Here is a 20,912-nt window from a genome sequence, read left to right on the forward strand (position 1 = left end):
CATCAAATATCAGTCAATAAACTGAAAGAGAAACTGAAGAAGCTGACGAACAGAAGCTGGTCGGTGTCATGGGAACACAGATGTACAAAACTCAGACAGCTTATCAGAGGATGGATAAACTACTATCGAATTGGGCAATTCAAAACGATATGTCAAAGAATCGACGGATGGATACGGTTCAGAATCAGAATGTATCTATGGAAGAAATGGAAAACAGTCAAGAATAGAGAAAAGCAGTTAAGAAAGCTGGGGGTAAATGCACTGCAAGCAAAGATGTGGTCAAATACTCGCAAATCATACGCAAGATGTGCAAGTACATTTCTCCAAAATAAAGTAACCAAAGAGTTATTAAGAAGAAAAGGGCTGCCATCAATGATAGACCAGTATCAGTTAAAACATATTTCAGCATAGATTTAAACCGCCGAGTGCCGGGCGGCTTGCTCGGTGGTGTGAGAGGACGAGAATACATAATTAATCAATTCTATTTTATCTATTCTCTCCTACTCGATTAATATTAAATTACTTTTAAATAATAAGGGTGAAAATTGATGAATGATGATTTAGCGTATCAAATATTAGAAATAGTTGCTGAAATACCTAAAGGTAAAGTTGCTAGCTATAAACAAATTGCAATTTTAGCAGGTAGAAGCCAAAATGCTCGTTTAGTAGGAAAAATTTTAAGTCATAGTGAACAATATGGTAACTATCCTTGCCATCGGGTTGTTAATAGTGCAGGACGTTTAGTACCTGGCTGGACAAGACAAAGGGAATTGTTATGTCAAGAAGGTGTGGTTTTTAAAAGTAATGGTAACGTAGATATGAAAAAATGCCAATGGCAAATATTGTAATGATGATTGTAGACCAAAAGTCAGTTATTGTTTATTTTTCTACAGATATAAAGCATGTGTTAAAATATCACTAAAATGCTACAAATTTTAGATCTTTTATTGTATAATATAGGTCAAATGAGGTGATTGTATGAATACAGTTTTAGTTGAAAAAGATGCTCTTGATTTAGCCGCTGAATTAGTGGGTAATAATAAGGTAGTAGCTTTTCCTACTGAAACTGTTTTTGGTTTAGGGGTAAAGTTTGGATCAAAAGAGGCTTTAGATGCACTATATCAAATAAAAAAACGTGATAAGGGTAAAGCAATCTCAATGATGATAAGCAAACCTGAAGATATAGAAAAATATGCATATGTTAATGAAAATGCTAAAAAGATAATCAAAGCTTTTATGCCCGGTATGATTACTATCATTTTGAAAAAAAAGCCACATATTGATAAATATTTTACAGCCTCACTTGATACAATCGGAATTAGAATACCTGATGATAAATTTGTTTTATCATTACTAGATAAAACAGGACCAATGTTAGTAACAAGTGCTAATCTATCAGGTAAAGAAAGTCTGGTTGATGATCAAGCAGTTATGGAGGTATTTAAAGGAAAAATCCCTTTAATTGTAAAAGGAGAAAGTATCAGTAAAAAGGCTAGTACAATTGTTGATTTAAGTAAGGGTAATGTTGAGATATTAAGATTAGGAGATATTTCTAAAGAAGAAATAATGGAGGTATTGAAATGAAAATTGCAATGGCATGTGACCATGGTGGATTAAGATTAAAAAATGTATTAAAAGAATATTTATTAGATAATGGTTATGAAGTAGAAGATTTTGGAACAAATAGTGAAGATAGCTGCGATTATCCAGACTATGCTGGTAAAGCCGCTAAGGCAGTAGCTAGTGGTGCATGCGACAAGGGGGTAGTTGTATGCGGTACTGGAATTGGTGTAAGTATTACTGCTAATAAAGTAAATGGTATTAGATGTGCATTATGTCATGATGTATTTAGTGCTAAAGCTACACGTGCTCATAATGATAGTAATATGATTGCAATGGGACAAAGAGTTATTGGTGAAGGTTTAGCATTAGAAATTTTAAAAGCATGGTTATCAACAGAATTTGAAGGTGGACGTCACGTTCAAAGAATTGAAAAAATGATGGCTTATGAAGGAGAAGAATAAAATGAAAGACGTTGCTGTATTTGAAAGTGTTGAACGGGAATTAAATCGGCAAAGAAATAACATTGGGCTAATCGCTTCTGAAAACTTTGTTTCTCCAGAAATTATGCAGTTGGCTGGAAGTGTTCTTACTAATAAATATGCTGAAGGATATCCGGGAAAAAGATATTATGGTGGTTGTCAGTTTGTTGATGAGGTAGAAACTTTAGCTAAAGAAAGATTATGTAAAATCTTTGGTGCCCAGCATGCAAATGTTCAACCTCATAGTGGTGCTCAAGCTAATACAGCAGTATATATGGCTTTATTAGAGCACGGTGATAAAGTTTTAGGAATGTCTTTAGCAGATGGTGGACATTTAACACATGGACATCCATTAAACTATTCTGGAATTAATTATGATTTTTATAGTTATGGTGTCTCTAAAGAAACTGAAACTATTGATTATGAAGAATTTAAAAAGAAGTGTCAGGAAATTAAACCTAAACTAGTAGTAGCTGGAGCAAGCGCATATTCAAGAATTATTGATTTTGAATATATGGCTAAATGTGCGCATGAAGTAGGAGCTTTATTTATGGTCGATATGGCTCATATTGCTGGTTTAGTTGCAGCAGGTGAACATCCATCACCATTTCCTTATGCTGATGTTGTTACAACAACAACTCATAAAACATTAAGGGGACCACGAGGTGGTGCTATTATGTGTAAAAAAGAATTAGCGCCAGCTATCGATCGTGCGGTATTCCCAGGAATGCAAGGTGGACCTTTAATGCACATAATTGCTGCTAAGGCTGCTTGCTTCTATGAGGTAATGCAACCAGAGTTTAAAGAATATGCAAAACAAATTATTAAAAATGCCAAAGCTCTTGAAAAATCTTTAAAAGAAGAAGGATTTAGATTAGTAGCTGGCGGTACTGATAATCATTTGATCTTAATAGATGTTAAATCTAGTTGTGGAATTTCTGGTAAAAAAGCAGAACGTTTATTAGATGAAATTAATATTACTGCTAATAAAAATGCGATTCCTTTTGACACAGAAAAACCATTTAAAGCTAGCGGCATTCGTGTAGGAACACCTGCTATGACAACTAAAGGATTTAAAGAAGAAGATTTCGAAGAAGTCGGAAAAATAATTGCTTATCGTTTAAAAAACGAAGAAACAGATCAAATTAAGGAAGAATGTATTAAAAGAGTTAAAGCTTTAACTGATAAAGTTGAAATGTATAATGATATTAAATATATTTAAGAGGTGAAAAAATGGCAACGACAGTACTTGATCATGCATTAATAAACCATAAATTATCTATTATGCGTGATAAAAATACAAATACAATAGTATTCAAAGAAAATCTTGATGAAATCGCTATGTTAATGGCGTATGAGGTTACTAAAGATTTACCATTAGTAGAATATCCAATTGAAACACCGATTTGTAAGACCGTTGGTAAAAAATTGGCTAAACAAATAATTTTAGTACCAATATTAAGAGCTGGTATTGGGTTGGTAGATGGTTTTAGAAGAATTATTCCTAGTGCTAAAGTTGGTCATATTGGCTTACAGCGTGATGAAGAAACATTACAGCCAATCGAATATTACGCTAAATTTCCTAAAGGTATAGAAGATGCTATTGTTATTGTCGTTGATCCTATGCTAGCAACCGGAGGTAGTGCTAGTGCAACAATAACCAGTCTAAAAAAACGAGGTGCTAAAAACATTCATTTAGTATGTTTGTTAGCAGCACCTGAAGGGGTGGCGGTTATTGAAAAAGAACACCCTGATGTTAATTTGACGTTAGCAGCGCTAGATGATAAGCTAAATAGCAAAGGCTATATTGTTCCTGGATTAGGCGATGCCGGTGATCGTTTGTTTGGGACAGATTAGTTTTAAATATGAAAGAGAATAAAAGAAAGTTATTAAAAGATATTGTCTTTTGTTTATGGTTAGGTTTTGAAGTAATTGGCGTGTTTTTACTAGCTGTAATAGCTGGTTTATGGCTTGATGATTACTTCAATTCTAAACCATGCTGGATATTAGTCTTATTAATAGTGGCTTTTATTTATGTAATAAAGTTATTGTTAGGAGTAGGAAAAGATGAATGAAAAGACAGTAATGAGCCATTCTAAATATGTATTTTTAGTAGCTCTGGCAATAGCTGGTGTAGTTAGTTTGATTGTATCTGACATTTCTTATTTGATAGGAATGATCGTTGGATATATAGTTAGTTTGATTGTATTTAAGATGATAATTAAAATAAGTGATCTTATTTTAGCTTTATCAACAAGTACAATCAGCTTAGTTGTTGTTCTGTTTTTTGCAAAATTGTTTGTATATGGAGCAGGATTTTTTATTGCTATAAAAGTATCCTGGATCAATATTATAACGGTTTTTCTTGGTTATTTTATTATTCAGGCTACTATTTATATTGATGCTTATCGAAATGATAGGTTGGAAAAAACTCAAAATAGCTAATCTAGAAAAAAGGAGGTGAAAGTGATGGGAGATATACATATCGTAATTCAGCCAGAACTGATTTTTTCATTGATTATTATGACAGTTTTGTCAATCTTTTTCATTTTGGCTGGAAGGAAGATCAAAGCAGCAGATTCGACTAAGCGACCCACTGGAATTGTTCTTGTTTGTGAAACAGGGGTAAAAATGATTCAAGATTATATGGCGACACTAATGCCAGCCCAATTTTCAAAGAATTATTATCCTTATTTTGCAATGATGTTTATATATATATTTATATCAAATATAAGTGGATTATTTGGTTTTGAAGCACCAACTTCAAATTATTCAATTACGTTAGCGATTACTATAATCACTTTTACGTTAATTCAGTACAACGCTTTAAAAACAAAAGGAGTATTTACCTATATTAAAGATATTATTTGGCCACCAACTAACATTTTAGGAACATTGGCACCACTTATTTCTTTGTCAATGCGTCTTTTTGGAAATATTGTAGCAGGGTCAATTTTGTTGTCTTTGATATATAGTTTTACGGGATACTTATCAGAGTATGTTATCAATTTTAACTTTTTGGGACCACTTATTGCCCCAATATTCCACGCTTATTTTGATGTTTTTGCAGGATTTATTCAAACCCTAGTATTCGTGACTTTATCTAGTATTTTAATCGCTTTGGAAGTAAATGAAGATTAAGCTAGTTAAAGATATATTAATTTTAAGTAAAAAAATTGGAGGAAAGAAATATGACAGACGTAGGATTAATTGCTATTGCAGCAGGTATTGCAGTATGTGCCGGTTTAGGAACTGGTATTGGAGAAGGAATTTGTGCTAGTAAAGCAGTAGAAGCTATTGGTAGAAATCCAGAAGCGGAAGGAAAAATCCGTACAACAATGATTTTAGGTATTGCCTTAACAGAAACAGTTGCAATTTATGGTTTATTGATTTCATTCCTATTATTATTCGTATACGGTGGATAAAATCAAATTTAATCAAGAGGAGGAATAAGAATGGATATTGATATTGCCTCAAAATTATTCCCCAATATTACGACTTTAATAGTTCAGTTACTGGCAACAGGAGTAATGTTATGCATTTTTAAAAAGTTTTTATGGAAACCAGTACAAGACTATTTTGCTAAACGTGCTGATTACATTGAAGGAACTGTAAATGATGCTAAAAATATGCAGCAAAAGGCTAAAGCTTTAATGGAAGAAAGTGAAGAACAGTCTCGTGCTGCTGCCAAAGAATATCGTAATATTGTTGAAAAAGCAAAGGTTGATGCTGGTAAGACAAGAGATAGTATCATTGAAAAAGCAAATGAAGAAGCGAAAGAAAAACTTGAACGTGCATCAAAAGAAATCGAAGCAGAAAAAATTGCAGCGAAAGCTGAAGTAAAGAATGAAATTGTAAATATTGCAATTGACGTGGCTAGTAAAATAATGAATCAGGAAATGGATCAAAAAGCTAATGAAAAATTAGTTGACGAATTTATTAAGGAAATTGATAAATAATGGAATCTGTAGCACATTGTTATGCTGTTTCATTATTTTCTTTAGCTAAAGAAGAAAATGCGGTTGATAGTTATCAAAAAGATATGCTATTGATTGATGATATCTTCAGTAAAGAGCCTAAATTCTTAACTTTTTTTAGTCATGTTTTGATTGATGATAAAGTTAAATGTGATTTAATAGATCAAAGTTTTAAAGGAACAGTTAACACATATATTGTTAATTTTTTGAAATTATTGGTCAAAAAAAGAAGAATTCGCTATCTTCAAGAAATAATTAAAGAATTTAAAAAATTATGTAATGATTATTTTGGAATAGAAGAGGGTATTTTATATACTGCTTTTGATATTTCACCAGAGTCTTTAAAACAAGTTGAACAAGCAGTAGGAAAAGCAACCAATAAAACAATTAAATTAAAAGTTGTTAAAGACCCAGCTTTAATTGGTGGAATTAAAGTTGAAGTAAATAATCGGGTTTTTGATGGAACAATCAAAAATAAAGTTTCATTATTGAAAAAAGAACTATTAAGAAAGTAGGTGAAAATAGTGGGGCTTAGACCAGATGAGATTAGCACTTTGATCAAAGAACAAATTAAAAACTTTGATGAAGTGATTGAACAAAAAGATGTAGGAACCGTTATGACTGTTGGAGATGGTGTAAGTGTAATCCATGGCTTAGATGATGCCATGTTAGGTGAACTTTTAGCCTTCCCAAACGATGTCTATGGAATGGTGATGAACTTAGATGAAGATAGCGTAGGTGCTGTTTTACTTGGTTCTGAAGATGAAATTAAAGAAGGCGATGAAGTTAAACGTACTGGTAGAATTATGGAAGTTCCAGTAGGTGATGAATTATTAGGACGAGTTGTAAACCCATTAGGACAACCAATTGATGGTAATGGTGAAATTAAAACAACTAAAACACGTCCAATCGAAAGAGTTGCCAGCGGTGTTATGACTAGAAAATCAGTTGATCAGCCTTTACAAACAGGAATTACTTCAATTGATGCAATCATCCCAATTGGACGAGGACAACGTGAGTTGATCATTGGTGACCGTCAAACTGGTAAAACAGCAATCGCTATTGATACAATTTTAAATCAAAAAGGACAAGATATTTATTGTATTTATGTTGCAATTGGACAAAAGAATTCAACAGTTGCACAAATCGTAGAAAAATTACGCCAAGGTGGCGCAATGGAATATACAACAGTTGTTTGTGCTTCTGCTAGTGAATTAGCACCAGTGCAATATATTGCTCCATATGCTGGATGTGCTATTGGAGAAGAATGGTTAGAACAAGGGAAAGACGTATTAATTGTTTATGATGATTTATCAAAACATGCAGTAGCATATCGTACTGTCTCTTTATTGTTAAAAAGACCACCAGGACGTGAAGCATATCCAGGTGATGTCTTCTATCTACATTCAAGATTATTAGAGAGAGCTTGTCGTTTAAATGAAGAAAATGGTGGTGGATCAATCACTGCTTTACCAATCATTGAAACTCAAGCTGGGGATATTTCTGCATATATCCCAACTAACGTAATTTCAATTACTGATGGACAAATTTTCTTGCAGTTAGATTTATTCAACTCAGGATTTAGACCAGCAATTGATACTGGACTTTCAGTAAGCCGTGTTGGTTCATCAGCGCAAATTAAAGCAATGAAACAAGTATCAGGATCTTTAAAATTAGAATTGGCGCAATATACTGAAATGCAAGCATTTGCTCAATTTGGATCTGACTTAGATGCAGCAACTAAAGCAACATTAGACCATGGTGCTAAAGTTCGTGAAGTATTGAAACAAGCTCAATATTCACCACGTTCTGTTGCAACTCAAGTAATTACTTTATTTGCTTTAAAATATGGATTTACTAAATCATTAGAAGTTGAACAAGTTTCTAACTTCATGGATCAATTAGTAGAACATATTGAAATGACTCAAAAAGAAATTATTGATGAAATCAATGATAAAAAAGAAATTTCGCCTGATTTAGAAAAACATATGAAAGATGTTATCGGTGCATTTGTAAATCAATTTGAAAAAACTCAAGCAAAGGGGTAGTTAGCTATGCCTGGAGGAATGCAAGAAATCAAGCGAAGAATTAAATCGGTTGAATCAACCAAAAAAATTACTAAGGCAATGGAACTAGTAGCTACTTCAAAACTTAGAAAAACAAGAAATCAATTGGAACAATCAAAACCATACTATAGTGAAGTAGCTAAAACAGTAGCTGAGCTATTAGCTAATTGTAAAGGAAATAATGATAGTGCTTATTTAAAAGAAAACAAAGATGTAACTAAAGAAGCATATATCGTTATTGCTTCAAGTCTAGGATTATGTGGTGGTTATAATGCAAACGTATTTAAAGAAATCAAAGATGTAATTAAAGCTGATGATTATGTTTATAGTATTGGTTCTAAAGCATCAAGTTACTTAAAAAAGAATCATCAAGGTATAACAGATACTAAATTCGAAGATTTAAATACTACATTTAATTTTAAAGATGTTACTAGATTAGTAACAGAACTAACAAATATGTATTGTAATCAAGAAATTAGTAAAATTAAAATTGTTTATACTGAATTTATAAACAATTTAACTTTCAAACCTAGAATTGTTACTTTATTACCAATTGATGCTGATAGTTTTGAAGATATTGAGCTTTCTAAAAAAGAAACATTATTTGAACCAGGTCCTGAAGAAGTTTTAAATAGCTTAATTCCAATGTATTTACAAGCAGTTATTTATGGTTATATTATTGAATCAGTAACTAGTGAAAATGCATCTAGAAGAACTTCAATGGAAAATGCTACTGATAATGCCGATGAACTTACAGAACAGTTATTATTAAAATATAATCAAGCTCGACAAACTGCGATTACTAATGAAATTAGTGAAATCGTGGCAGGGGCTAATGCACAATAAGGAGGTGCCGTATGTCACAAAATATTGGTAAAATAATTAGTGCTAAAGGGCCAGTAATCGATATCCAATTTAATGGTGATAGTAATCTACCAGCTTTAAATACGGCGATTGAAATTCAAAATGGAGATGAACTACTAGTAGTTGAGGTAGCGCAACATATCGGAGATGATATTGTTCGTTGTATTGCTATGGGACCAACTGATGGTGTCAGAAGAGGTATGGATGCAGTTGATACTAAACACCCAATTACTGTACCAGTAGGAAATCAAACATTAGGAAGAATGTTTAATGTTTTAGGACAACCAATTGATGGAAAAGAAGCATTAGGTGATGACGTTAAAAAAATGCCAATTCATCGTAGTGCCCCATCATATTCTGAACAAAGAACTGAAACTGAAATTTTGGAAACCGGAATTAAAGTTGTCGATTTAATTTGTCCTTTCATTAAAGGGGGAAAAATCGGTTTATTCGGTGGAGCCGGAGTAGGAAAAACAGTATTAATTCAAGAATTTATTAATAATATCGCTACTGAACATGGTGGTCTATCTGTTTTCGCTGGAGTTGGAGAACGTAGTCGTGAAGGAAATGATTTATATTATGAAATGAAAGAAAGTGGTGTACTTTCAAAAACAACACTTGTTTTTGGTCAAATGAACGAACCACCTGGAGCTCGTTTAAGAGTAGGATTAACAGGTCTTACAATGGCTGAAGAATTCCGTGATAGCCAAGGACAAGATGTCTTATTGTTCATTGATAATATTTTCCGTTTCACTCAAGCAGGTTCTGAAGTTTCTGCCTTGTTAGGTCGTGTCCCATCTCAAGCTGGATATCAGCCAACTTTGGCAACAGAAATGGGAGCTTTGCAAGAAAGAATTACTTCAACAAAAAATGGTTCAATTACATCTGTTCAAGCTGTATATGTACCAGCAGATGACTTAACTGACCCTGCACCAGCAACAACTTTCGCTCACTTAGATGCTAAAGTTGTATTAGATCGTTCTATTGCAGCATTAGGAATTTATCCAGCAGTAGATCCATTAAATTCTTCATCAAGAGCTCTTGATCCATTAGTTGTTGGTAAAGAACATTATGAAGTTGCTCATGGTGTGCAACAAATTTTACAACGTTTCCAAGAATTACAAGATATTATTGCAATTTTAGGTATGGACGAATTAGGTGAAGAAGATAAGTTAACAGTAGCAAGAGCTCGTAGAGTGCGTAATTACTTATCACAACCATTTACTGTAGCAAGTCAGTTTACAGGAATGGATGGAAAATATGTTCGCGTTAGTGATACAATAAAAGGATTTAAAGAAATTCTTGAAGGTAAATATGATGATTTACCAGAACAGGCTTTCCACAACGTTGGTACTATTGAAGAAGCAATTGAAAAAGCGAAGACATTAGAAAATGAGTAAATTTAAGCTTAAAATCATAACTCCTAAAGGAGTTTATCAAGAAGTGGAAGTCAATCAGTTAAATCTTCGCTCAACTGGTGGTCAGATTGGAATACTAGCTCATCATATTCCACTTGCAACTGGTGTTGAAATTTCAATGATGAGTTATATTATCGATAATCAGCGTTATGAATTTGCTGTTGGAAATGGCTTTATTTATGTAAATGATAATGAAACCAAATTAATAGTAGATTCAATCGAATCAAAAGAAGAAATTGATTTAAATCGAGCTAAAGAAGCTAAAGCTCGTGCTGAAGAAAGAATCCATCATCCAACTGAACATACTGATTTAATGCGAGCTGAAGTTGCACTAAAGAAAGCAATTAATCGAATTAGAGTTAAAGAACTAAACTAAGTTGATATTATCTTTAAAAAGAGCACTATGTTGTTGCTCTTTTTTTACATTAGATAATTGATTCAAAGATAATGAATTAGTTGAATAGGCTTCTAATAAAGCAAAAACATAATATTTTATCATGAGTAAAGAAAATCTCAAATTCATCTGCTTTATTTGACAAAATAGTAATAAAATATTTTAGAGGTGATTTCATTGCGAAAAAAGTATTCAGTTTACCAACAAATAGAAAATTTAAAAAATAAAACATTAAATTTGAAATTATGGATGAGCATTCAGCATTGCAATATTTAACATATAATACATATTATTTTAAGATAAAATCTTTTGCTAAATCTTTGAATATAATGAATCAAAAAAGCAATATATTCATTTAGATTTTGAATACTTAGTAGAATTATCTAAACTTGATATGTACTTAAGAGAGTATATTATTAAATTATCGTTAGATACAGAGCATTTTTTAAAGGTAAAATTAATCAATGATTTAACAAATAATGATAAAGAAGATGGATATAATATTATTAGTCAGTTTTTTCAAAAATATCCTTATATTAAACGCAATATTGATTTCAAAAAGAATGATTCTGCTTGTGCTGATCTAATTCATAAGTATGAAAATAATTGGGCTGTGTGGAACATTGTAGAAGTGTTATCTTTTGGCGATTTTATTAAATTATTTGAATTATATTATGAACTTTATCCAGAAAATAAATCTCAAACAATAAATAATCTACTATGGCCATTAAAATTTATTAGAAATGCTTCAGCTCATAATAATTGCTTATTAAATACCTTAAGAAAACCATATACGCATACACACTTATTTAACGGTAAGAAAAATATTATAGAACCTAATAAAAAACTAGTATCTTTATTAACAGAAATTCCTAATATTAGTAAAAATACGAGAAAGAAAAAAATTGCTAATCCAATTATACATGATTTTATAGCAACTTTATTTTTATTTAATGAAGTTTGTAGCAGTCCTATATTAAAAGAAAAACAATTGCACATCTTACAAGATTTAATAAATGTAAGATTTGTTAAACATAGTGAATATTTTATTAACGATAATATATTTACATCAAATTATGAATTTGTTAAAAAAATTGTTGACTATTTATGCGAAAAATACATATAATATGATGAAGGACAAAAACGAAAGTTTTATGTAGAGCAACGCCTGCGTTGCTCTACTTTTTCTATATGAAAATTAATTAATAACAATTAAATTATTTAGTAGTTATTATTAAGAATTAATATACACTATATATTTTATTAATACTAAATATTAAAGAGTAAAATTAAAATGTTTATTTCAAATATAAAATGCTAAGCACAGTTAATTTTCATGAATAAATTATATTTTGTGATTAATCCATATAATAGATAAATATTTTATGTTTTAAAAGTATGTTCCTAATTTGAAATTTAAAGAATTTCACAATAAATATACTATTTATTCTTTAGAACAATATTTAAAAATTAAATTTAGTAAAAGTCAGAAAAGGTACAATTGATAAACAATTTTTTGGAATAAACATAAAATAGGGGTAAATGTAAATGTGCCAATTGATGAATATCAACAGCGATTATTAGCAGCAAGTGGTGATAATAACCATTTTGCTATTATTATTTCTTTTCAAGGGCGCGGAATATTAAGCAATATTTTGCCAAAGATTCTTAAAGAGAAACAAACCAAAATGTTATTAATTTCAGCATATGGTTACAATTTTAAAAATTTTGATCCTGATTATCATCTGTTCATTAATAATCATGAAAATCATTATAAAAAAATATCTTCATTTTCAACTCGTTTATCAATTTTATTTATTTTAGATGTTTTATATACATGTTATTTTAAAATGAATTATGATGAAAATGTAAATAAAAAAGTAGCTTATTATGATTTGATCAGCAAATATAATAATACTAATAGTTAGTTTAATACAGTAAAGATGGTGAAAATATGGATTCTTTTTTTCAAGATATTAATATTAGTATTTTTAAATCTTGGATTGAAAATTTAAGCTTTAAAGAAATCTAGATTGAAGAGAAATCAGATGTAATATATTTTAAAAAGAAAGATTTTTTAGGAACAACAGCTTTTTATCGAGATTATTTAATAGAACATGAAATCTTTGATAATTGTAATAAGGAACGCTTATATTATATGCACTACCAATTTATAAATTTTAAGCAGGCTTTAATAATCTTTAATGATTTTATTAATACGTTTAAAGAATATTATCAGCCTAGAGTAATAAAAGTATTGTTATGTTGTAGCGCTGGTTATACTTCTACATATTTTGCTGATGGAATGAAAAGATTTTGCAACCTGGCTAAAATACCAATAGAAATTGAGGCAGCTAGTTATAACAATATTGATAAAATGGCTAGACAATATGACATGATATTATTAGCACCCCAGATAGCTTATTTAGAATCAAAAATACTAACTAAATTTCATGGTGATGTTTATTCAATTCCACCTAAAATGTTTGCTACAAATGATTATAACGAAATAGTTGAATTTATTTTAAAACATAATAAGTTTACTATATTAAACAAATGATTTTATTTTATAAAAAAACTGTTGCAATTTTGATTATTATTATATATAATCTAGATGTTGCAAAAAGAGAATTTATTTTGCAAGAATTTTGACCACTCTTATGAGTTAAAGCCATCCGGACAGCTGGGTCAAAAGCCGAATCGGCAACTTTGTTGCCTTATTGATAGAACGAAAGTTCGCTTTTATAAGTTGATGTTATATTTTTAACATTGAGTTGGTGACTATACAACCGTGTGCTTTGGGCACATCACACTTGTGAAACAATCAATAAGAGTAGTAAAAGTGATTCTTGCTATATAGACTCTGATAAAAATCAAAATGAACACGAAATTTGTTCTATTATGATAATGGATTGATTCTCAAGTTGGATGACCAGCTTGAGTTTTTTGTTTTAAAGGGGGAAAACGAGATGGGCGAAAAGCTAAAATTATATGGGTTTAATAATTTAACTAAATCTTTGAGCTTTAATATCTATGATGTTTGTTATGCAAAAAGTCAACGTGCTCAAAAAGATTATATTGCTTATATTGATGAACAATATAATTCTAAAAGACTAACAGATATTTTATATGAAGTGGCAAATATGATTGGGGCTCAAGTGTTAAATGTTTCTAAACAAGATTATCATCCTCAAGGAGCTAGTGTTACTATGCTTCTAGCTGAAAATGAACGAAAAGGGACTGAAGAAGTTGATGATCGAGTAATTTTGGGACATTTGGATAAAAGTCATATTACGGTACACACTTATCCTGAGTATCATCCAGAAACTAATATTGCTACTTTTAGAGTTGATATTGATGTATCAACATGTGGTGAAATTTCTCCTTTATCAACATTGGATTTTTTAATTGGGAATTTTGATTCAGATATAATTACAATGGATTATCGAGTTCGTGGTTTTACTAGAGATATTAAGGGAAGAAAGCTTTTTATGGATAATCCAATGACGTCAATTCAAGAATATATCGATTCACAAACATTGTTAAAGTATGATGCGGTTGATATTAATATGTATCAAGCTAATTTATTTCATACTAAAATGTTAATTAAAGAAATTGATTTACAAAATTATTTATTTAAAACAGATATTTATGAATTACCACCTAAAGTAAGATTAGAAATTACTAATAATTTACGGCAGGAAATGATAGAAATTTATAGTGGAAGTAATATTTTTTAGGGGGGCGAAAATGAAATTAGATCAAAGCAGAATGCCAATCTATGAAGCATTGCAACAAATGAAACAAGACCGTTTGGTTCCTTTTGATGTACCTGGTCATAAACATGGTAAAGGAAATCCCGAATTAACCGATTTTTTAGGTCAAAAATGTATGAGTGTCGATGTTAATTCAATGAAACCATTAGATAATTTATGTCATCCAGTATCGGTAATAAAAGAAGCTGAAGAATTAGCAGCAGATGCCTTTAATGCTGCTCATGCCTTTTTTATGGTTGGAGGAACTACTTCATCAGTTCAAAGTATGATTATGGCAAGTGTTAAAGCTGGTGAAAAAATAATTTTGCCAAGAAATGTCCATCGCAGTGCTATTAATGCAATGATTTTAACAGGTGCTATTCCTATTTATGTTAATCCTGAAGTTGATAAAAGACTGGGGATTTCTTTAGGAATGTCAGTTAAACAAGTTGAACAGGCAATTATTGATAATCCTGATGCTAAAGCAATTTTAATTAATAATCCAACTTATTATGGAATTTGTTCCAATATTAAAGCGATTGTTGAATTAGCTCATGAACATGGAATGTTAGCACTAGTAGATGAAGCTCATGGGACGCACTTTTACTTTAGTGATGAATTACCGATGTCGGCAATGGAAGCTGGTGCTGATATGGCTAGTGTCAGTATGCATAAATCTGGTGGTAGTTTAACGCAAAGTTCATTTTTGTTATTAGGTCCTAATGTAAATGCTGATTATGTTCGTCAGGTTATTAATTTAACCCAAACAACTAGTGGTTCTTATTTATTAATGGTCAGTCTAGATATGTCACGTAAAAATCTGGCTTTAAATGGTAAAGAGATTTTTAGTAAGGTAAGACGTTTAGCACATTATGCTCGTGAAGAAATCAACCAGATTGGTGATTATTATGCTTATTGCAGGGAATTAATTAACGGTGATAGTGTTTATGATTTTGATGTTACTAAATTATCAATTTTTACCCTTGATGTAGGACTTGCAGGAATTGAAGTATATGATTTATTGCGTGATGAATATGGTATTCAAATTGAATTTGGTGATATTGGTAATGTTCTAGCGTATATTTCTGTTGGGGATAGTGAAGCAAATATTGAACGATTAGTAGGAGCTTTATCCGAAATTAGAAGAAGGTTTAAAAAAGATCGTGCCGGAATGTTAGATCATGAATATATCAATCCCGAAGTTATTGTATCACCACAAGTTGCCTTTTATGGAGATAAGGAATCATTGCCTTTAAAAGAAAGTGCTAATCGTGTTTGTAGCGAATTTGTTATGTGTTATCCACCAGGAATTCCAATTTTAGCACCAGGAGAAAAAATTACGCCAGAAATTCTTGATTATATTGAATATGCAAAAGAAAAAGGGTGCTTTATGACTGGTCCTGAAGATATGGAAATAAATAATTTAAATGTATTAAAGGAAGAGGTGAAATAATGGAGCTATGGTTTACTGAACGCCATACTAATGGTGTAAACTTTTCAATAAAAGTTGATCGGCAATTATTTAGTGGTCAAAGTGAATTTCAAAGAATTGATATATTTGATTCAAAAGAATTTGGTCGTTTTTTAGCTTTGGATGGCTATATGATGTTGACAGAAAAAGATGAATTTATTTATCATGAAATGATTGTTCATGTTCCTATGGCAGTGCATCCAAATGTAAAAAAAGTCTTAGTTATTGGTGCAGGTGATGGTGGTGTAATTCGTGAATTATGCCGTTATGAAACAATTGAAACTATTGATATGGTTGAAATAGATGAACTAGTAGTTGAAGTAAGTAAAAAATACTTACCAACTACCGCGTGTTGTTTTGATGATCCGCGTCTAAATATTTTCTATCAAGATGGATTGCGTTTTGTCCGTACTAAAGAAAATGAATATGATTTAATCATTGTTGATTCTACTGATCCTTTTGGACCAGGCGAAGGATTGTTTACAAAAGAATTTTATGGTAACTGTTTTAAAGCTTTAAATGAAACTGGAATTATGGTTAATCAACATGAAAGTCCTTTTTATCAAACAGATGCAATAGCAATGCAACGGGCTCATAAAAGAATAGTTGAAAGTTTTCCAATTTCTAGAGTATACCAGGCCCATATTCCAACTTATCCATCAGGACATTGGTTGTTTGGCTTTGCCTCAAAAAAATATCATCCTATCAAAGATTTTCAAAAAACAAAATGGAATGCTCGTGGGATGAAAACTAAATATTATAATACTGGTATCCATGTTGGTTCATTTGCCTTACCAAATTATGTAGAGGAGTTACTTAGAGATGTGGAATAAAAATATTGAAACCTTCATTGGATTAGATGCTTCTTTTGAAGAAGCCAGTTGTGTGATCTTTGGGGCACCAATGGATAGTACTACTTCCTATCGGCCTGGAACTAGATTTGCTTCAAGTACAATGCGTAAAGAATCTTTTGGAATCGAAACATATAGTCCTTATCAGGATAAAGATTTAGAAGATATTAAAGTTTTCGATGGTGGTGATCTAGAATTACCATTTGGAAATCCACGTAAAGCTTTAGATATGATTAATGAAACAACTAAAATAATTCTAGATGCTAACAAGCTGCCATGTATGATTGGTGGTGAACATCTAGTTAGTTTGGGAGCTATTGAAGCAGCATATGAAAAATATCCAGATTTACGGATTATTCACTTTGATGCTCATACTGATTTACGTGACGAATATCTAGGTGAAAAATTATCACATGCTTCAGTTATTAAAAGAGCATATGACTTAGTTGGTGATCATAAAATTTATCAATTTGGTATTCGTAGTGGTGAACGGGCAGAATTTTACTGGGCTAAAGAACATACCATTTTAAATAAATTTAATTTTAATGGATTAAAACAAGCTATTGCAGAATGTCAAGGCTATCCGGTTTATTTTACGATTGATCTTGATGTTTTAGATCCGAGTGTTTTTCCTGGAACAGGAACACCAGAAGCTGGAGGGGTAAGCTTCAATGAATTATTAGAAGCTATCATTGCGGTAAGTTCATTAAACGTAGTGGCTATGGATATTAATGAGTTATCACCAGTTTATGATCCTAGCGGGGCTTCAACAGCTTTAGCTTGTAAAATATTAAGAGAATTATTATTAGCAATGAATAAAGGAGAAGAGTAAATGAAAAGAACATTAATTATTGGTTGTGGTGGAGTTGCTTCAGTAGCGATTCACAAATGTTGTCAAAATAGTGATATATTTGAAGAAATTATGATTGCTTCAAGAACAAAAAGTAAATGCGATAAATTAAAAGAAGAATTACAAGACAAAACAAAAACAATTATTCATACAGCTAAGGTAGATGCTAATAACGTTGATGAATTAGTAGCTTTAATGCAAGATTTTAAACCAGAAGTGGTTTTAAACTTAGCATTACCATATCAAGATTTAAAAATTATGGATGCTTGTTTAATTGCTGGATGTCATTATATCGATACTGCCAATTATGAACCAGAAGATACTGCTAAATTTGAATATAGCTGGCAATGGGCATACCGTGAAAAATTTGAACAAGCTGGATTAACTGCGATTTTAGGTTGTGGATTTGACCCAGGTGTTACAGGTGTATTTAGTGCTTATGCTTTAAAACATGAGTTTGATGAAATTAATTATATTGATATTTTAGATTGTAATGGTGGTGACCATGGTTATCCATTTGCAACAAACTTTAATCCAGAAATTAATATTCGTGAAGTTTCAGCTAATGGAAGCTACTTTGAAGATGGTCATTGGGTTGAAACAAAACCAATGGAAATTAAACGTGAATATGATTTTGCTCAAGTTGGTAAAAAAGATATGTATTTATTACATCATGAAGAATTAGAATCATTAGGAATTAATATTCCTGGAATTAAAAGAATTCGTTTCTTCATGACATTTGGTCAAAGTTACTTAACACATTTAAAATGTTTAGAAAATGTTGGAATGACATCAATTGAACCAATTGAATTTGAAGGAAAACAAATTATTCCGTTACAATTTTTAAAAGCAGTTTTACCTGATCCAGCTAGTTTAGGACCACGTACTGTTGGTAAAACAAACATTGGATGTATTTTCCAAGGTAAAAAAGATGGTGAATATAAAAAATACTATTTATATAATGTTTGTGATCATCAAGAATGTTATAAAGAAGTTGGTTCACAAGCAGTTAGCTATACAACTGGAGTACCAGCAATGATTGGAGCTATGTTATTATTGCAAGGTAAATGGAAAAAACCTGGTGTTTACAACGTAGAAGAATTTGATCCTGATCCATTTATGGATGCTTTAAATAAATGGGGATTACCATGGATTGAAGATCGTAATCCAGTATTGGTGGACTAATGAAAACGCCATATTATCTAATTGATGAAGAACTTTTGGAAAAAAATCTAAAAGTTCTTCACTATGTCAAAGAAAAAACAGGATGCAAAATTTTATTAGCCCAAAAATGTTTTTCGATGTTTAGTGTTTATCCTCTAATTGGAAAATATTTAGATGGAACAACAGCAAGTGGTTTGTTTGAAGCAAAATTAGGACATGAAGAAATGAAAAAAGAAAATCATGTTTATAGCGCAGCTTATCGTGATGATGAAATTGAAGAAATTATGAATATATGTGATCATGTTGTTTTCAATTCATTTAATCAATGGCTTAAATATAAAGAACTTGCTAAAACAACAAACACTTCATGTGGTATCCGTATTAATCCTGAATGTTCAACTCAAGTAGGACATGCTATCTATGATCCATGTGCTAAGTATTCAAGAATGGGTGTAACTCTTGATAATTTTAGAGAAGATTTATTAGATGGTATTGAAGGATTGCACTTTCATACATTATGTGAACAAAATAGTGATGATTTACAAACTACTATTGAAGCTATTGAAAATAAATTTGGAAAATATTTGGGTCAAATGAAATGGTTGAATTTTGGTGGTGGTCATCATATCACTCGCGATGATTACGATATTGAGCTTTTAATTAAAATAATTAATGAAATTAAAGAAAAATATCAAGTTCAAGTATATCTAGAACCAGGTGAAGCGATTGCTTTAAATGCAGGATTTTTAGTATCAAGTGTTTTAGACATTATTAATAATGGAATGGATATAGCAATCATGGATACATCAGCAGCTTGTCATATGCCGGATGTTTTAGAAATGCCATATCGTCCAGATATTATTGATAGTGCTAAACCTGAAGTAAAGAAATATACTTATCGATTAGGTGGTCCAACTTGTTTGGCTGGTGATATTATTGGCGATTATTCATTTGATCAGCCATTACAAATTGGTCAGCAATTATGGTTTAAAGATATGGCCATTTATTCAATGGTTAAAAATAATACTTTTAATGGAATGAATTTACCAAGTATTGTTTTAAAACAAAATGATAAGTTAAAATTAATCAAAGAATTTGGTTATCAGGATTTTAAAAATAGATTATCATAAATAATTTGATTATAAATAAAAAAGAAGTCTAGAATTATTATAAAGATAAATTCTAGACTTTTAAATTAGTATCAAATAATTCTTTTAAACAATCAAGCACACCGTCCTGGTTATTTGTTTTATTAGAAATATATTTAGCTTTATTCAATGTTTTAGGCAACGCATTTTTCATTGTTATACCGATCTTGGCTTTTGACAATAATAATTCATCATTACCGCCATCCCCAAATGCCAAAACATTATCAAAAGATAAAGACAACTTTTGACAAATATAATTAATAGCATAGGCTTTATTTACATTTTGTCTTACTATTTCCACACAAAATGGACTAGTATAATATATTTGATAACGTTGATTGTATTGTGAATTTAAATGTTTTACAAATTTATTTAACTTACCAGGTCGAGCAATAAAACATAACTTACCGACTTGTTGCCAATCAATAGCATCATTATAACGATAAAAAACTAAATTAGGATATCTTTTAGCAAAAACTTTAGTAATAATAGGTGCTATGTAATATAAGCATCTAGTTACAATATTTTGATAGCTATTATTGTAATTAGTTCTAATATTTAGTTTGAATGAATAAGCAATTTTTATTAATTCATTAATATCTTCACGTTCTAAATAATCAAATTTATGTATTTTATTAGAAGCTAACTCATATACTGTAAGACCATTACAACAAACTATATAACCATTAAATTTTTTCATCTGCAGTTTTTGGATAAATGGTTCTAATTCATAATAAAAACGCCCAGTTGCTAAAACTAGAATATAACCATTTTGTTGTAAATTAACTAAATAATCGATGGTATTTTTTGTGATATTTTTCTGGTGGTTAAAAAGAGTTCCATCTAAGTCACAAACGATCATTTTTATCTTTTTTATATCTGCTTTTTTAATATTTTTCATAGACTGACCTT

The 20,912-nt window shown here is 30.7% G+C and carries 27 protein-coding genes; 25 read left to right on the top strand and 2 right to left on the bottom strand.

Annotated features, from left to right (window positions below):
• The first annotated feature begins 21 nt into the window (after nucleotides 1-21).
• The 16 genes from B5F09_RS15425 to atpC all read left to right on the top strand — a co-directional run bounded on the left by B5F09_RS15425 (nucleotide 22) and on the right by atpC (nucleotide 10,743).
• Complete coding sequence (locus B5F09_RS15425) at nucleotides 22-411, top strand: group II intron maturase-specific domain-containing protein (protein ID WP_394335298.1); 390 nt, start codon at nucleotides 22-24, stop codon at nucleotides 409-411.
• A 137-nt stretch (nucleotides 412-548) separates the two neighbouring features.
• Nucleotides 549-848, top strand: a complete 300-nt coding sequence (locus tag B5F09_RS08695) for an MGMT family protein (protein WP_087373642.1) — start codon at nucleotides 549-551, stop codon at nucleotides 846-848.
• Between the two features lie 130 nt (nucleotides 849-978).
• On the top strand, nucleotides 979-1,584 hold the full coding sequence (locus B5F09_RS08700) for an L-threonylcarbamoyladenylate synthase (protein WP_087373644.1): 606 nt from the start codon (nucleotides 979-981) through the stop codon (nucleotides 1,582-1,584).
• Complete coding sequence (rpiB, locus tag B5F09_RS08705; protein ID WP_087301369.1) at nucleotides 1,581-2,024, top strand: ribose 5-phosphate isomerase B; 444 nt, start codon at nucleotides 1,581-1,583, stop codon at nucleotides 2,022-2,024. The genes B5F09_RS08700 and rpiB overlap by 4 nt, the downstream gene beginning before the upstream one ends.
• Before the next feature lies 1 nt (nucleotide 2,025).
• On the top strand, nucleotides 2,026-3,264 hold the full coding sequence (glyA, locus tag B5F09_RS08710; protein ID WP_087373646.1) for a serine hydroxymethyltransferase: 1,239 nt from the start codon (nucleotides 2,026-2,028) through the stop codon (nucleotides 3,262-3,264).
• Nucleotides 3,265-3,275: 11 nt separating this feature from the next.
• Entirely contained in the window at nucleotides 3,276-3,899 is a 624-nt protein-coding gene (gene upp / locus B5F09_RS08715) for a uracil phosphoribosyltransferase (protein ID WP_087301373.1), read from the top strand.
• Between the two features lie 8 nt (nucleotides 3,900-3,907).
• Complete coding sequence (locus B5F09_RS08720) at nucleotides 3,908-4,117, top strand: AtpZ/AtpI family protein (RefSeq protein WP_087301375.1); 210 nt, start codon at nucleotides 3,908-3,910, stop codon at nucleotides 4,115-4,117.
• Nucleotides 4,110-4,487, top strand: coding sequence for a hypothetical protein (locus B5F09_RS08725; protein ID WP_087301377.1), 378 nt, complete (start codon nucleotides 4,110-4,112; stop codon nucleotides 4,485-4,487). The genes B5F09_RS08720 and B5F09_RS08725 overlap by 8 nt, the downstream gene beginning before the upstream one ends.
• Nucleotides 4,488-4,511: 24 nt before the next feature.
• A complete protein-coding gene (locus tag B5F09_RS08730) occupies nucleotides 4,512-5,183 on the top strand; it encodes a F0F1 ATP synthase subunit A (protein WP_087373647.1) in 672 nt (223 codons plus the stop codon).
• Nucleotides 5,184-5,233: 50 nt separating this feature from the next.
• Nucleotides 5,234-5,467 (top strand): ATP synthase F0 subunit C, encoded by a 234-nt coding sequence (gene atpE / locus B5F09_RS08735; protein ID WP_004610792.1) that lies wholly within the window; start codon nucleotides 5,234-5,236, stop codon nucleotides 5,465-5,467.
• Nucleotides 5,468-5,497: 30 nt separating this feature from the next.
• Nucleotides 5,498-6,001 carry a F0F1 ATP synthase subunit B gene (gene atpF, locus B5F09_RS08740; RefSeq protein ID WP_087301381.1) on the top strand — a complete coding sequence of 168 codons (504 nt, stop codon included), beginning with the start codon at nucleotides 5,498-5,500 and terminating at the stop codon, nucleotides 5,999-6,001.
• Nucleotides 6,001-6,534: a F0F1 ATP synthase subunit delta gene (locus tag B5F09_RS08745; protein WP_087373649.1), complete on the top strand. Its 534-nt coding sequence runs from the start codon at nucleotides 6,001-6,003 to the stop codon at nucleotides 6,532-6,534. The genes atpF and B5F09_RS08745 overlap by 1 nt, the downstream gene beginning before the upstream one ends.
• Before the next feature lie 9 nt (nucleotides 6,535-6,543).
• Nucleotides 6,544-8,067, top strand: a complete 1,524-nt coding sequence (gene atpA, locus B5F09_RS08750; protein WP_087373651.1) for a F0F1 ATP synthase subunit alpha — start codon at nucleotides 6,544-6,546, stop codon at nucleotides 8,065-8,067.
• A gap of 6 nt (nucleotides 8,068-8,073) precedes the next feature.
• A complete protein-coding gene (atpG, locus tag B5F09_RS08755; RefSeq protein ID WP_087301387.1) occupies nucleotides 8,074-8,931 on the top strand; it encodes an ATP synthase F1 subunit gamma in 858 nt (285 codons plus the stop codon).
• An 11-nt stretch (nucleotides 8,932-8,942) separates the two neighbouring features.
• On the top strand, nucleotides 8,943-10,349 hold the full coding sequence (gene atpD / locus B5F09_RS08760; protein WP_087301388.1) for a F0F1 ATP synthase subunit beta: 1,407 nt from the start codon (nucleotides 8,943-8,945) through the stop codon (nucleotides 10,347-10,349).
• Nucleotides 10,342-10,743: an ATP synthase F1 subunit epsilon gene (gene atpC, locus B5F09_RS08765; RefSeq protein WP_087301390.1), complete on the top strand. Its 402-nt coding sequence runs from the start codon at nucleotides 10,342-10,344 to the stop codon at nucleotides 10,741-10,743. Before atpD ends, atpC begins: the two co-directional genes overlap by 8 nt.
• Here the strand turns inward: atpC and B5F09_RS15315 are convergent.
• Entirely contained in the window at nucleotides 10,735-10,866 is a 132-nt protein-coding gene (locus B5F09_RS15315; RefSeq protein ID WP_255375794.1) for a hypothetical protein, read from the bottom strand. The two genes, atpC and B5F09_RS15315, sit on opposite strands and share 9 nt — an antisense overlap.
• 211 nt (nucleotides 10,867-11,077) lie before the next feature.
• Here B5F09_RS15315 and B5F09_RS08770 point away from each other — a divergent pair, with 211 nt between their 5' ends.
• From B5F09_RS08770 to nspC, 9 genes are all read left to right on the top strand, one after another.
• Nucleotides 11,078-11,887, top strand: a complete 810-nt coding sequence (locus B5F09_RS08770) for an Abi family protein (RefSeq protein WP_087373653.1) — start codon at nucleotides 11,078-11,080, stop codon at nucleotides 11,885-11,887.
• A gap of 424 nt (nucleotides 11,888-12,311) precedes the next feature.
• On the top strand, nucleotides 12,312-12,689 hold the full coding sequence (locus tag B5F09_RS08775) for a hypothetical protein (RefSeq protein ID WP_087373655.1): 378 nt from the start codon (nucleotides 12,312-12,314) through the stop codon (nucleotides 12,687-12,689).
• A 230-nt stretch (nucleotides 12,690-12,919) separates the two neighbouring features.
• Nucleotides 12,920-13,321: a PTS sugar transporter subunit IIB gene (locus B5F09_RS08780; protein WP_087373657.1), complete on the top strand. Its 402-nt coding sequence runs from the start codon at nucleotides 12,920-12,922 to the stop codon at nucleotides 13,319-13,321.
• Between the two features lie 409 nt (nucleotides 13,322-13,730).
• A complete protein-coding gene (gene speD, locus B5F09_RS08785) occupies nucleotides 13,731-14,501 on the top strand; it encodes an adenosylmethionine decarboxylase (RefSeq protein ID WP_087302849.1) in 771 nt (256 codons plus the stop codon).
• A gap of 10 nt (nucleotides 14,502-14,511) precedes the next feature.
• Nucleotides 14,512-15,969, top strand: a complete 1,458-nt coding sequence (locus B5F09_RS08790; protein ID WP_087302851.1) for an aminotransferase class I/II-fold pyridoxal phosphate-dependent enzyme — start codon at nucleotides 14,512-14,514, stop codon at nucleotides 15,967-15,969.
• The gene (gene speE / locus B5F09_RS08795; protein WP_087373659.1) at nucleotides 15,969-16,820 is read left to right on the top strand and encodes a polyamine aminopropyltransferase; all 852 of its coding nucleotides are present in this window, start codon (nucleotides 15,969-15,971) and stop codon (nucleotides 16,818-16,820) included. The genes B5F09_RS08790 and speE overlap by 1 nt, the downstream gene beginning before the upstream one ends.
• Nucleotides 16,810-17,670, top strand: coding sequence for an agmatinase (gene speB / locus B5F09_RS08800; protein WP_087373661.1), 861 nt, complete (start codon nucleotides 16,810-16,812; stop codon nucleotides 17,668-17,670). The genes speE and speB overlap by 11 nt, the downstream gene beginning before the upstream one ends.
• Nucleotides 17,671-18,873 (top strand): saccharopine dehydrogenase family protein, encoded by a 1,203-nt coding sequence (locus B5F09_RS08805; protein ID WP_087373664.1) that lies wholly within the window; start codon nucleotides 17,671-17,673, stop codon nucleotides 18,871-18,873. It begins immediately after the preceding gene.
• The gene (nspC, locus tag B5F09_RS08810; protein WP_087302859.1) at nucleotides 18,873-19,982 is read left to right on the top strand and encodes a carboxynorspermidine decarboxylase; all 1,110 of its coding nucleotides are present in this window, start codon (nucleotides 18,873-18,875) and stop codon (nucleotides 19,980-19,982) included. The genes B5F09_RS08805 and nspC overlap by 1 nt, the downstream gene beginning before the upstream one ends.
• Before the next feature lie 52 nt (nucleotides 19,983-20,034).
• Here the strand turns inward: nspC and B5F09_RS08815 are convergent, their stop codons facing one another.
• The gene (locus B5F09_RS08815) at nucleotides 20,035-20,901 is read right to left on the bottom strand and encodes a Cof-type HAD-IIB family hydrolase (RefSeq protein ID WP_087373666.1); all 867 of its coding nucleotides are present in this window, start codon (nucleotides 20,899-20,901) and stop codon (nucleotides 20,035-20,037) included.
• Between the last annotated feature and the right edge of the window lie 11 nt (nucleotides 20,902-20,912).

Source organism: Erysipelatoclostridium sp. An173 (assembly GCF_002160495.1).
Taxonomy (GTDB): domain Bacteria; phylum Bacillota_I; class Bacilli_A; order Erysipelotrichales; family Coprobacillaceae; genus Thomasclavelia; species Thomasclavelia merdavium.